This is a genomic window from Mixta calida (assembly GCF_002953215.1).
GTDB classification, from domain to species: Bacteria; Pseudomonadota; Gammaproteobacteria; order Enterobacterales; family Enterobacteriaceae; genus Mixta; species Mixta calida.
On record NZ_CP026378.1, the window covers coordinates 2,681,018 to 2,694,397 of the forward strand.

9 protein-coding genes are annotated in these 13,380 nt (G+C 50.8%); 3 read left to right on the forward strand and 6 right to left on the reverse strand.

Features of this window, described 5'->3' with window-relative positions:
• Positions 1–102: 102 nt before the first annotated feature.
• The 4 genes from C2E16_RS12840 to C2E16_RS12855 form a co-directional block, all read right to left on the reverse strand.
• Entirely contained in the window at positions 103–1,089 is a 987-nt protein-coding gene (locus tag C2E16_RS12840; protein WP_038625502.1) for a D-cysteine desulfhydrase, read from the reverse strand.
• Positions 1,090–1,238: 149 nt separating this feature from the next.
• Positions 1,239–1,742 carry a flagella biosynthesis regulatory protein FliZ gene (gene fliZ / locus C2E16_RS12845; RefSeq protein WP_038625500.1) on the reverse strand — a complete coding sequence of 168 codons (504 nt, stop codon included), beginning with the start codon at positions 1,740–1,742 and terminating at the stop codon, positions 1,239–1,241.
• Between the two features lie 47 nt (positions 1,743–1,789).
• Positions 1,790–2,512: an RNA polymerase sigma factor FliA gene (locus tag C2E16_RS12850; protein WP_038625498.1), complete on the reverse strand. Its 723-nt coding sequence runs from the start codon at positions 2,510–2,512 to the stop codon at positions 1,790–1,792.
• A gap of 151 nt (positions 2,513–2,663) precedes the next feature.
• Positions 2,664–3,635, reverse strand: a complete 972-nt coding sequence (locus C2E16_RS12855; RefSeq protein WP_038625497.1) for an HNH endonuclease signature motif containing protein — start codon at positions 3,633–3,635, stop codon at positions 2,664–2,666.
• 235 nt (positions 3,636–3,870) lie between these two features.
• Here C2E16_RS12855 and rfbA point away from each other — a divergent pair, with 235 nt between their 5' ends.
• The 3 genes from rfbA to rfbD are packed head-to-tail and all read left to right on the forward strand — an operon-like array spanning position 3,871 to position 6,121.
• Positions 3,871–4,740: a glucose-1-phosphate thymidylyltransferase RfbA gene (rfbA, locus tag C2E16_RS12860; protein WP_084970886.1), complete on the forward strand. Its 870-nt coding sequence runs from the start codon at positions 3,871–3,873 to the stop codon at positions 4,738–4,740.
• Positions 4,737–5,285 carry a dTDP-4-dehydrorhamnose 3,5-epimerase gene (gene rfbC / locus C2E16_RS12865; protein ID WP_038625493.1) on the forward strand — a complete coding sequence of 183 codons (549 nt, stop codon included), beginning with the start codon at positions 4,737–4,739 and terminating at the stop codon, positions 5,283–5,285. Before rfbA ends, rfbC begins: the two co-directional genes overlap by 4 nt.
• Positions 5,270–6,121: a dTDP-4-dehydrorhamnose reductase gene (rfbD, locus tag C2E16_RS12870; protein ID WP_084970888.1), complete on the forward strand. Its 852-nt coding sequence runs from the start codon at positions 5,270–5,272 to the stop codon at positions 6,119–6,121. The genes rfbC and rfbD overlap by 16 nt, the downstream gene beginning before the upstream one ends.
• Before the next feature lie 58 nt (positions 6,122–6,179).
• On the opposite strand, the gene C2E16_RS12875 is transcribed toward rfbD, so the two are convergent.
• Both C2E16_RS12875 and C2E16_RS12880 read right to left on the reverse strand, forming a co-directional pair.
• The gene (locus tag C2E16_RS12875) at positions 6,180–9,671 is read right to left on the reverse strand and encodes a glycosyltransferase family 2 protein (RefSeq protein WP_084970890.1); all 3,492 of its coding nucleotides are present in this window, start codon (positions 9,669–9,671) and stop codon (positions 6,180–6,182) included.
• Between the two features lie 12 nt (positions 9,672–9,683).
• Positions 9,684–13,367 (reverse strand): glycosyltransferase, encoded by a 3,684-nt coding sequence (locus tag C2E16_RS12880; protein ID WP_084970892.1) that lies wholly within the window; start codon positions 13,365–13,367, stop codon positions 9,684–9,686.
• Positions 13,368–13,380: the final 13 nt, after the last annotated feature.

Genomic DNA, 13,380 nt, shown 5'->3' on the forward strand with positions numbered 1-13,380 from the left:
CGAGGCCGACCGGCCTGGCTAAAACGGATGGACGCCGTGCATAGCGTCGGCGGCCATCGATGGTTAAACAGGCTGATTATAAACCTTTTTCAGTTTTCAGGATTAGACGGAAGGATAATAAGCAAATAATGCCGGCGCGCCGCCGGTATGTACGAACAGCAGCGGCCCTTCGCGGCGAAAACGCTGCTGACTGATGCCGTCGATCAGGCCCGCCATCGCCTTGCCGGTGTAAACCGGATCGAGAATGATACCTTCCAGCCGCGCCAGCAGTTTTACCGCCTCCATGCCCTCTTCGCTCGGCATGCCGTAGCGCGGGGCGAAGTAGTCGTCCCAGAGCGTGATGTCGGCGCGGCTGTGTGTCTCCAGCAGTCCGTCTAGATTCTGGCGCAGCGCGCTAACCAGCGGCAGCTGATCGGCGACTTTTCGTGACACTGTCACGCCAACCAGTTCGGTTTCCGGCAGCAGCGCCTCCAGTCCTACCGCCAGGCCGGCATGCGTGCCGGCGCTGCCGGAGGCGACCACCACCGCGGCGAAATCGACCACCCCTTCGCTTTGGTGCGCGATCTCCTGCGCGCACTCGACGTAGCCCAGCGCGCCGAGCGCGTTAGAGCCGCCGACCGGCACCACGTAAGGCCGGAAGCCCTGCGCCTCCAGCCGATCGCGCAGCACGTTCAGCTGTTCAGCGGGCGCGTGCAGTGCATCAACCCGCTCAATTTCGCAGTCGAGCAGATCCAGCAGCAGGCGGTTGCCGTTGCCGAGGTAATTTTCCGCACGGGTGTCGATGGGGTTTTCCAGCAGCGCGACGCATTTCAGTCCCAGCTTCGCCGCCACCGCCGCCGTCTGGCGCACATGGTTAGACTGAATGGCGCCAGCGGTGATCAGCACGTCCGCCCCTTCCCGCAGCGCGTCCGCCGCCAGGAACTCCAGCTTGCGCAGCTTATTGCCGCCCAGCGCCAACGGAGTGATGTCGTCGCGCTTGATAAAGATGTCGCGGCCAAGGTAGTCGGAAAGACGCGGCAAATGCTCCAGCGGCGTCGGCGCCCCAATGAGTTCGAGACGAGGATATTGGATCAGATTGGACAGGGACAAAGCAGCCTCCACGCACACAGGATAAGAGCTACAGTGTTGCAGAAGATGCGGTGGGGATCTACGGTCAGTTCGTGTGATCGCGACGCAGAAAGGCCCGCCTGATGGAAAAAAGAGCGAGGCACGGATGAAAGCTCATCCGTGCCTGACGCCTAATTACGCTGCCAGCCTAAAAACTGATCGTATTTGCGCAGGGCGATGCGGTAGTTATTGTTGCCGGCATCCGGTAAATCATGTTCCAGACATTCATGCCAGCTGCAGCCGCGTAATTTTTCGGCCGGATAATTCTTTGCCGAAAGCATGTCATCCAGACGACGCAGGCGAACCACATATTCACGAATGGTGCTGTGGCTCATTTCGGTCTGTTCAAACAGATATTGTTTAAACGCCATAATGTCAAAATAATTAGGGTGGGTGTTGCAGTAAATATCGCTGCAAAACCGGCACAGCGCGGTCAGTTCATTTTGTAATTTAAGCCAGACCTGATCGTCGATCGGTTGGTCCATCCGGGAGATAGCTTCTTTATTAATGATCTGACCGCGAAAAACCAACGCCATCCTGTCGAGTATTTTTCCGCAGTGTGAACAATTGCTTTGGCTGTGTTTGTAATCTTTAAGATAACGGCTTAATGGCCTCGTTTTTAGTTTGGTTCCCATTGAGGAGACTCCCGGTTATATGTCCTCGAAAGCGAGAGCTGACGCTGTCAGCGCGCTCCCGTTAACCGGGCGCGCAGGCGTTTTATCGCCTGACTGTGCAGCTGGCTGACGCGGGACTCACCCACCTCCAACACGGCGCCAATCTCTTTCAGGTTCAGCTCTTCCTGGTAATACAGTGTCAGCACCATTTTTTCGCGTTCGGGCAGCGCCTCGATCGCTTCAATGACACGTTCACGGAGATTCCCTTCCATCAGCTGGTGAAGCGGGTTGGCCTCTTCATGGCCGTCCGTCACCAGTTCCGCACTATCGCCATGTTCTTCGCGATACTCGTCATAGGAGAAAAGCTGGCTGTTATTCGTATCCAGCAGAATCTGCCGATACTCCTCCAGCGAAACATTGAGCTGTTTAGCGACTTCCTGCTCCGATGCGGCACGTCCCAACGCCTGCTCGCACTGGTGCATCGCGCTCGCCACTTCACGCGCGTTGCGGCGCACGCTGCGCGGCGCCCAGTCGCGGCTGCGCAGCTCATCGAGCATGGCGCCGCGAATGCGCTGCACGGCATAGGTGGTGAAGGCGGTGCCCTGCAGCGCGTCATAGCGCTCCACAGCATTCAACAGTCCAATGCCGCCGGCCTGCAGTAAATCATCCAGCTCAACACTCGCGGGCAGCCGTACCTGCAGGCGTAACGCCTCATGGCGTACCAGTGGTACATATCGCTGCCACAGCGAATGTTTATCCATCACGCCATCGGCGGTATAGAGATCGTTCACTTTGACTACCCTGCGTTAGTTACGTTATCGGCATGATTATCCGATTCTGTAGGGTGATCGATTGGCGGAATAGGGATAAAAAAGACGGGTTATTTAGAAAAAGTTTGTAACCACTACCGGCGCAAGGCCGGTAAGATCACATTCTTATAATTCAAGCCGTGCGGCGTATTGCTTTCAGCTTCGCGCGCGTCGCAGGCGGCACCCGCGCCCACAGGGCGCAGACCTGGCCCTCGATGCCCTGATAAAAGGCCAGCAGTTCTTCATCAGCCTGCAGTGCCTGACGGAAGTGCACCGTGCCCCGTTCGCTGTCGATATGCAGCAGCCCGCTGATAAACAGCCGTTGTAAATCGCTGCGCAACAGTAATCCGTTATCGACGCTGTTATCGGTTAGCAGGCCTTCATCATTTTCACGCGTATCGATATGGCACGCTTCCACCCACGGCGCGGCGACATGCGCCTGTACCGTGGTGCCGGTAATGACGCAGCCGCCGTAACGCGCGTTGACCGCCGCGGCGAATTCCGCCTGGCTGGCGCGCTGCAACACTTTCGTTCTGACGCGTCGTCCCACCTGCTGACCGGCGATCACCGCGCCGGGCGTCGGCATGAGCGGTGTTTCCATCACGACCAGAAACTGCAGTGTGCGCGCCTCGCTAAAGCAGGGTTGCGCCTGCGCATCGAACAGCTGCCAGTAATCGTCGTCGCCCTGCCGACGCATCAGCGTCAGACGGTAGCCCCGGCTGGTCAGCAGGTTCTGCGCCGTGGCGGAGCCGGGATCGAGCATGGCGTACACCCGGCTCTCCCCCATCACTTTCCACAACGATTTGGCGAGGTCGTTGCGCCGCAGATAAAGGAAGGTTTGCCCGTTCTGCATATAATGCTCGAAACGGCGCAGATAGTTTTTGCGCTCGTTGTCGTCCGACACGAACAGCAGATCTTCCAGCGGACTGTTTTCCGTCTGGTGGGCGAACACCGCCCGGATAACCAGCTGACGCGGACTGGTGGAAGGACTTAATAAGCCGCGCAGCGTCAGCGCCTTCTCCGCAGGATATTTCTGCCCGTAGCGGCGGCTGATTTCCTCAAAGGTCAGGTGTTCACCTGGCAACAAGTCATAATTGAAGCGCATTAACACTCCACAAAAATAAGCGGGCCAGGCCCGTTAATCACCCTGTTTTGCACTGATTATCGGCAGCGAACGCGTTTTCTGTATCCGTAACGCGAAAACTTTCTCCGGCGCCGCGTTATCCGCAATAAAGCCCCTGCTTTGCCTCTTTATTTGCGCCATTAGCCAGTCAGGGTGAGGCGTAATCTTTATTGCATTCCCTGAGAAGGCCCTACTTACTGCTACATCGAGACTCTGTATGAAAGGTATCGTACTCGCCGGCGGCACGGGCTCCCGGCTGCATCCGGTCACCTGCGGCGTATCCAAACAGCTGCTGCCGGTGTATGACAAGCCGATGATTTACTATCCGCTCTCCGTGCTGATGCTGGCGGGCATTAGAGAGATTCTGGTGATCACCACGCCTGAAGATTTGCCGTCCTTTCAACGGCTGCTGGGTGACGGCAGCTCGTTCGGCATTCAGCTGCAGTTCGCCGTGCAGCCAAAGCCGGAAGGCCTGGCGCAGGCATTTATCATCGGCGAGGACTTTCTTGCCGGCGAAGGCTGCGCGCTGGTGCTGGGCGATAACATTTTCTTTGGTCAGAGCTTCGCCAAAAAGCTGGAAGACGTCAGCGCGCGCGACGGCGGCGCCACGATTTTCGGCTATCAGGTGATGGACCCGGAGCGCTTCGGCGTGGTGGAGTTCAATAAACAGTTCCAGGCGATCTCGCTGGAAGAGAAGCCGACGCAGCCTAAATCGAATTATGCGGTGACCGGCCTCTATTTTTATGATCAGCAGGTCTGCACGATGGCGAAGCAGGTTAAACCTTCCGCGCGCGGCGAACTGGAGATCACTACGCTGAACCAGATGTATCTGGAGGATGGGCTGCTGACGGTGGAGGTGCTGGGCCGCGGCTTCGCCTGGCTCGATACCGGCACGCACGACAGCCTGCTCGAAGCGTCGCACTTTATTCACACCATTGAGAAGCGCCAGGGTTTCAAAGTCGCCTGCCTGGAAGAGATCGCCTGGCGTAAAGGCTGGCTGAGCGGCGAGCAGCTGCGAGAACGGGCTCGCTACCTGAACAAAACGCAGTATGGCGCTTATCTCGATCAGCTGCTGGTGGAACCATGAAGGTTATCGATACGCGGATTAGTGATGTAAAAATTATTCAGCCCACCGTCTATGGCGACGCGCGCGGATTTTTCCTGGAAACCTTCGAAAAACGCCGCTACCAGCAGCTGCTGGGCATCGACGCGGAGTTTGTACAGGACAACTATTCACGCTCAGGCCGTCACGTACTGCGCGGGCTGCATTTCCAGAGGACCCAGCCGCAGGGCAAGCTGGTGCGCGTGGCGCGCGGCGAAGTGTTTGACGTCGCGGTGGATATTCGCCCCGATTCGCCCACCTTCGGCCAGTGGACCGGCGCGATCTTATCGGAAGAGAATCAGACGCAGCTTTGGATCCCGCCCGGCCTGGCGCACGGTTTTGTCGTATTGTCCGAGAGCGCCGATTTCGAATATAAATGCACCGACTATTACAACCCGCAGGATGAAGCCTGCCTGTTGTGGAACGACCCTACAATAAATATCGAGTGGCCGGTAGCTGCCCCGCAGCTGTCAGATAAAGATAAAAAAGGATTACCTCTAACGGAGCTCATGCAATGCGCATATTGTTAACCGGCGCTTACGGCCAACTGGGTCGCTGCCTGCTGGATCGTTTTCCCGCCGACTGGGTGATGCTCGCCTGCGGCTCAGCCGAGCTGGACATCACCGACCGCGCGGCGGTGGAGCGCATTGTGCGTCGCTTTCGTCCGCAGGTAATCATGAATGCCGCCGCCTATACGGCGGTCGATAAAGCGGAGATCGACCGCATCCGCGCCATGAAAATCAACGCGATTGGACCGGAGAACCTGGCGCGCGCGGCGCGTGAAGTGGGCGCGCAGCTGATCCATATCTCTACCGACTACGTTTTCGACGGCAGCAAACCGACGCCGTACATCGAGAGCGATCTCCCCTGCCCGATTAACTTTTACGGCCTGAGCAAATGGGAAGGCGAAAAGCGCGTGCAGGCGATTCTGCCGCAGGCGATCATCATCCGCACTTCCTGGGTATTCAGCGAGTACGGCAATAACTTCGTCAAAACCATGCTGCGCCTGGCGCAAACGCACGAGACGATCCGCGTGGTTAACGATCAGCGCGGCTGCCCGACCTATGCGGGCGATCTGGCGCAGGCGATGATTGCGCTGGCGGCAGAGCCTGAAGCGGCAGGCATCTATCACTACTGCGGCGATAAAGCGGTAAGCTGGTATGAGTTCGCGCAGGCGATTTTCAGCCTGCGCGGCAGCGCCCCCAGGCTGGTGCCAATCAGCAGCCGGGAATATATCACCACCGCGCCGCGTCCGGGCAACAGCGCACTGCTCGCCTCCGCCGACAGGCAGCCACAGCGTAGCTCCAACTGGCTGAGCGCGTTGGGGATAGTCAGCAGCGATGATGATATGAGCTACGCCTGTTAATAAAAAAACCGCCTTCATTGTAAGGCGGTTTTTTCTGGCGCATTCAGTAAACGCGCGACTAGCGGGACGGAATCGTTGCATCCAGCTGCGTCAGCCATTGCTGTACGGCAGCGGCGTCAAACAGTGAATGGGACAACACCTTCTCGCGCATCGCCAAACCACTTGCATAATTGGATGCCCTGTTTTCCAGCATTTTACGAATTGAGTATTTCCACAGGGATTTTTTATTTTTCAACCGTATAACCGGCGCGTCAATATAATATGCCTTCACGTCGCTGCAAAGAACGTTACAGCCCGTCGCAGCCACGGCCAACAGCATATAAGAACCGGAAGCAAAGTCATTCCCATCCCCTACCGCCGGGAAAAGCGCCAGCTCCAGATCTAATGCGCAAAGCGTCTGAGGCAGTTTTTCCACGTTCACCTTACGGTGATACTCTTTCGCCACCGCTCTTATCGCCTGGGGAAATTCGCCATAGACGATAATATCCATCTCATCAGCCAGCTCTTTCACTACAGGCAAAAGGAATTTCCAGTCGTTCTCCTGAATATCGTTCAAAAACAGCCCTACCCGCGGTTTTTGCTGATTCGCCTTTCTGACTGTCGTCTCTGCAAACGAAGGATGCAAAGCGTCAGCAAGGTAAATAGCGTTATTTTCAAAACCTGGCGGAATAGCGTCCGCGTGTTTATTACGCAGGATAATTTTATTTAACAGCGGCGCCGCCTGTAAAAAATGCGCGTCCTGCATAATATTCAGCGTATCGGCGACAAAAAGTAGAAACGCGGCGTCAGGCAAGTAGTGGCGGAGAATTTCCAGCTCTTGATAACAGGCCAGGCAGGCATTATCCAGGATAACTACCTGCGGCTTTTCCCGCAAAATTGCGATGAGATCCAGCCGCGGCGTAAAGAGCGTCAGGTTGATCTCTCCTGCATGCTCAAGCATCCGCAGATTACAAATAAACTGCGCGGCAGCAGCTTTTTCCGGCCTGGCGAACAGGCAGGCCAGGCTGCGCGTCTGGCCTTTTTTCCGGCTATGCGTGACGCCAGCAATGATCTCTGCTTCAGTATGGCGATAGACATGCTCGGAAAGGCTAAGATGCGGATGGTAAGCCGGATCGTCAGCGATAGCGTTTAACCAGCGTGCGTAAAGAATATGTCTGTCATGGTCAGAGACATGCAGCGATGACGGATTTTCCCGCTGAATGCGCGCTACGGCAAACGGCGTCATAATATTTTTCAGCCCGGCGGCGCCCAGCTGTAGGCACAGATCGTTGATGGATTCCTGAAAAGCATCGAATGATTCATCCACGCCGCCTAACGCGATCAGCCGCTCTCTTTTGATCATCAGCATTTCGCCTGAAAGCGTGCTGAAAGCATGAACCAGATTAAACCGGTGGCAATAGCCCTGCGCCCCAACCGGCTCATTAAATCCGACAGGAAAGGCGCTGTGGTGAAAGCCCATGATCATACCGGCTGAATAGATTTTTCCGCTGCTTTTGATCAGCTTGCCGGAGACGGCGCCGACATCCGACCGGAAGAGATGATCGATCAGCGTCCCAACCCAGTGCGGTTGTTCGAAACAGAGCTGCGGATCGAGCTTTAACATCACATCGCCTGTGGCGATCGCGACGGCTTGATTAAACAGGAAAGCATCCTTTTGCGGCTCCTGCGCGCTCAACACCCGAAACCGCGTCGGATCTAATTCGCTCAGCCCCTGAAACCAGGCTTCCAACACCGGCGAACGACAGCCGTTATTGATAATGATAAGTTCATAATCGTAATCCGGCACGGTTTGAATAAAGCTGGTGACGCACTGCTGCAACGCATCAAGGTCATCATCGGCAATAATGACGGCTGAAATTTTAGCCGTGACGTTACGATGATATTTGGCACGGTAGTAGGTGGAGTATTCAAGCCCAATCTCGGCGTGCTGATAACCCAGCCTGTTCAGCATCTTCTTCAAACGCGCTGCATCAGCATGATGATGCAAAACGATATTGCTCTTAACAACAAACAGCGGCTCAGGAAAATGCCGGATGGTTTCTGTCCGCCGGGTTTCAACCAGGCAGGCGATCAGCGCCAGATCGGGATTGCTAAAGGTCAGTTCCGCCTCATCCAACACCTGCTGTACAAAGGCGGTTTTATAGATCCAGTTACGCCCGCTTATCGCCGGGAGGCTGATAAACATATCCAGATCAAATGTCGGTAGCAGAGCGGCTTCGAGGCTTCCCGCTTTATCTTCAAAGAGCTTATCGCTATAAACCGCATAGCTCTGCTCACAGCCGGAGAGAAAGCGCATCAGCCAGGGATAGCTGTTCTGCGAAATTTTCTCTCCCGCCTGCATAAAAGTAAGCCATTCGGCATCCGCCCCGACCATCAGCTGACGCAGCTGCGCGTCGAAGCTGCGCTCCTCATCCAGTTGCAGGCAGCGCACGTCCTGGCGCGAGACGGGAACCGTCGCGATAACCGCAACGCGGATGAGCCGCTCGCCATACGGCTTCAGAGCGGCCAGCGACGTCAGCGTATCATCCAATTGAGCGGCGTTAAGCTCATTAGCGAGAATAATAAACAGCAGCGCTGCGCCGTCGCCGTGCGCCGGGTTGATATCAGCCGGAGGCTGATGAATCAGGCGCGCGAAATCAAGGCGTTCGGCAGCCGAGACGCTCTCCAGCCGCTGTGCCGCCTGCTGCGTTTTGGCGAAGAAGACACCCAGCTGCTGATAGAATTTATCTTCATACTTTTGCAGCTGCTCTTTTACCTTATAAATATCCTGTCTGACGGCGTCGAGAGAAGCCTCATCGTCAGACCAGCTGACGCCGGCATTGCCCATATCCGCCAACGACGCCGTTGAAATCGCCAGTTTTTCATAGCCCGGCGCAACCATCGCCACGACCGGCGTGCCGCACAGCGCCGCAAGGTTGCAGGTGCCGGACCATTCATAGGTGTACATCACCGACGCGCCTTTCAGGATCTCCGCCAGCTCATGGAGCGGCAGCGGTTTCTGCACGGAGATGATTTTTATATCGGCTGGCAGCCTGGAGAAATCGACGCAGGCTTCCGGCACGCGGTTGAGATAGAGAAGTTTGCTGGTCTTTTCCCGCCCGTCGTCGAAAAAGATGCTCATATCCGGCCCAACCAGCGTGAGAAAATCGGGGTTGGGTTCTTTGACGATCAGCTGCGAGCTGTACCAGAAAAAGAGATCGTCGACGCTCTCTTCCATCAGCGTACCGTTCAGCAAGCCTTCATGGTTGAGCATATAGCGCACGCAAACTTTCGCATTCAGCGGATTGCCGACGACGATCTCCGGGTAGACGGCGATAGCGACCTTATGGTTGACGGTATGCTCATGCATTTTTTCCATCGTCAGCACCGGCGTCTGCCAGTCCGGGTTGAACTTGCTGCACCCGACCATCCAGGCTTCGCCACCTTGTAAATTAATGCGGTGACAAAGTTTATGTAAAACCTGAATGCCGCCTGAGGACTCGCGGTAATCGGGCGACATAATATAGTAGGGATGGTTCAGCATGTTTTTCTCGTCAGTTGAATTATCCACGTTTTCAGCCCCTTACTTCGGCAGCCATGCTGAACGCCACTCATCGAGTCCGCTCTCTCTCAGATACCATTTTTGATGAATTTCATTACGCAGCAAATCCCCTCGTTTTTCTAGCCAGTTTTTTTCATTTATATGCTCCTGGATAGCAGAAACCCAATCTTTAAATTTGTTACTAACAAGCGTAACAGGCAAGCCGCAGCGGTATGGTTCGATATCAGTAGCGATAATCGGCACTCCACAAGTCCCTATTTCAAGCAACCTTAAATTGCTTTTACACTCATTAAAAAAGTTAATTTCAAGCGGTACCAGCGCCAGATCTAAATTTAAACTAGCTAATTTTTCGGGATATAAATCAAATGGAACACCCGGATGATACTCACAATGAACACCATCAGGCTTCATACCCATAAAAACCCATTCCACTTCATTTTGGAAGTGTTTAATAATGGGTTTTAAAATATCCAGGTCCCCTCGATGACTATTTCCACCAGCCCAGCCAACACGAATTTTTTTCCCTGTCAGCTTTTCGCTTTTTAGGTGCCCCCACTGATGCTCAGCTAAACGGTTATGGGCAACTCGTATATCATCATGATATGAACTATAAGCTTCAGCTAATGTATTTGTTGATACAACAACCCAATCAACACTTTCCATTACACGCCTAAAGTTCTTAATCAGATTTTTAGGAAGTCTGCTTTTTAAGTCATTTTTAACAGGCAAGTTAATTAAAAAATCGTCATACTCTACGATTATTTTAGCGGAACAGACTTTTCTGTACTCGCTAATTAATTCTGGAATAGCAGGACCTGTCACCAATTCCATTAAAATCACATCTGGCTGTAATTGTGCAACTTCTAACGTTTCGGCAATACCATAGTTTAGACCACCCTCAATTTGTGAGTGTGCCTCGAGCGCTTTAAAAGGTTGTATTATCCTATGGTTTCCACAGCCAAACCAGTTGATATGGTTAGCTAATACAACAGGATATGGTCTTCCCGGCAATGCCGCCTGAGTCCGCGCAGTTCTTGGCGACAGCGTGAAAAGCTTCCCTGATTTAGACATATGAGGATGATAAGAACTATCAGAAAATAGCTTCTCTCCCCATAGGCTTTTTAGATTTTCAATATCTTCCTTGTCTGGACAAGCTTTTACTTTAAATTTTTTGTCAAACAGGCGCGAACCCCCACCCATATGTTTTACACGTGCATATGGCGTCCATATATGGAGATATCCTTGCTGTGTTAACTTCAAAGCAAGATCGACATCTCCATAATAGAACTTAAATACATCGTCAGAAAATCCACCAACTTCATCAAAGACATTTTTACGGATCATAAGACATGAAGAGGATAGCGCTGACACATTCCGAACATTATTCAAATAAAAGAGATAACCCGGTTCCGCACTATTATATCCATCAAAAACATTTTCAACGCCATCGTTAACGCCGAGTATAAATCCGCCGTGTTGGATTCGCCCGTCATAATACTCCAGACGGGGACCTACTAATCCTACTTCTGGACGCATAACCTGCTGTAACAAAACGTCCAGCCACTGAGATTGAATAATTTCTGTATCATTATCTAAAAAAAGCAAAATTTCGCCTTTAGCCTCACGAGATGCCTGATTAGCTATTAACGAAAAATTAAATTCAGCATTCATACGTAACGCACTGATATTACTAAATATTCCCGCCTCTACTTTTTCCAGGAAAAATAGCATATCCTTGTCCACTGAACCATTGTCAGCAATCACGATTTCATAATTAAGATATCGGGTATTTTGTAACAGGCTTTCAATACAACGATTCAGTAAAGTAAAATTATCCCTGGTAATTATAATTATAGATACTAAAGGGTGGTAAGGGAGTATATACTCAATATTTTGGTTAAAATTTAAACTCCCTTCAGTAATATTCGCTTGTATGCCTATTCTTGACAAATGCTCACTTACAACACGCTTATTTTCAGTAATAATGTGTTCGCTATTTAACCATGCATCCCACCCGATACACATTTTCGTTATGACTTCAGGCAACCTTCCCAATATGGCAGGCCCTTTAATTTCAATAAGTTTCCATGTAAGATCAAGTAAAGCCAGGTTCTGATACGTTGAGCCAGCCACTCTGACCGTCTTAGCTGCATTAACGTTTATCAATAGATTTCGGCCAATATAGGGATAACTTCTGAGCAAATCTACGTTACAGTCAGGCTTAAGGATTAAACTATCGTTTTTGCTTTCATTGATAGCCAGCTCATCAAAATAACATACTAAAACCTCTGGATGACGGATGCTATATTCGAATAACAGCAACAGGGCATTTGAATTAACCTCATCACCTGCTGTAATAAAAAGCAGCGAGTTATGGTTTGTTTCTTCAAAAATACTATTAATATCATTGTATAAATGAGCCTTTAAATTATACTCACTAAATACACTTGGTAGTATTTCTTTTTCAGAAAGAAAATACAGGGTGTCTGGCATTCCCACCATACACCTCAAACTTTTAATCGTTAATGCTAAACTTCCTTCATCAGTCGAGTCACAGATAATAACTATGCCTATATTCGCTTGTTCCCTAAAAATACTTGCATATTCTAATAGCGACCGTTTTCTGGCTTCTGATATTTCTCTTTCTTTTAGCCAGTCTGTCAGGAGATAATCTTTTTCTTCATTCTCTGTCAATGACTTCGCATGTATGCTTAAAGCCAGCACTTGTTTGTTAGTAAACGATAGCTTACCTGTTCTGTCTGCTGGACAATTAATTTCTTCGACAGCCTTTTCAAAAGAGAAGGTCTTTTTTAAATTTTCTTTATTATTAAAAGTCCAAATCCTTGTCTCGGCTAACTCTTCAGCTATAACATTCCAGGCCAGCCTGGCATCGGCTACAGCAGTTAAATTATCACCCGAAAAGTGATGTCGCATGGATTCATGAAAATTAGAATCGTTGATATATCCATGAAATTTATTTTCGTTAAATATAAAAACCGGTATCCCTAAAGTAAGCACTTTAGGAACCATAAATTCCTTACAAATAACAACATCATATGAACAGATGTCTTCTGGGTAGATATTTTCAACCTCGGAAGTGTCTAACCAATTCAGAGATTTATTTTTATTTTTTAATTCGTCTAATAAATCTTCCATGACTGACGGAAAATTCGAACCAATATATAACACCTTCTCGATATCCCCTGTCTTTAATGCAGAGGGATATTCAAAGTATTGCTTGTTAGAACAAAATGGCAAGACTTTGATTCTTGCTGAATCAATGCCTTTTTTTTCAAGGCTATGCTGACTTACCTCGGATAAAGCTATCGATATGCCCGGCGAGTCATTTTCAACGTCACATCCATACGGAATATAAAGATCAGAATATTCATAAAAGTGTCTGAAATAAACATTTATGTCTTGATGGTGTTCATTGATATAAGTTGATAACTTCTCAGGGATATATCCCCTGTATACCCAGAGAGCATCATACTTTTCTTTAAAATCTGTAAAATCTTGCGCTATAAAGGTGATATTGGCTGGATTTTTATTACTAATAATATTTTTTATTGATGATTTGCATGTATGCGTATAGATATCAACGCCCCATCCTTTCTCAACATAATTATCAACGATGTCAATCACTTCACTGACAAACATATCGTATTCATTAAGTTTATCAATACTAATAAGAATGTTTTTCATAAATTAACCTTAA

Coding starts and splice junctions, on each gene's coding strand:
- rfbA (WP_084970886.1), top strand. CDS start 3,871: ATGAAAGGTATCGTACTCGCCGGCGGCACGGGCTCCCGGCTGCATCCG.
- rfbD (WP_084970888.1), top strand. CDS start 5,270: ATGCGCATATTGTTAACCGGCGCTTACGGCCAACTGGGTCGCTGCCTG.
- rfbC (WP_038625493.1), top strand. CDS start 4,737: ATGAAGGTTATCGATACGCGGATTAGTGATGTAAAAATTATTCAGCCC.
- C2E16_RS12880 (WP_084970892.1), bottom strand. CDS start 13,367: ATGAAAAACATTCTTATTAGTATTGATAAACTTAATGAATACGATATG.
- C2E16_RS12855 (WP_038625497.1), bottom strand. CDS start 3,635: ATGCGCTTCAATTATGACTTGTTGCCAGGTGAACACCTGACCTTTGAG.
- fliZ (WP_038625500.1), bottom strand. CDS start 1,742: ATGGGAACCAAACTAAAAACGAGGCCATTAAGCCGTTATCTTAAAGAT.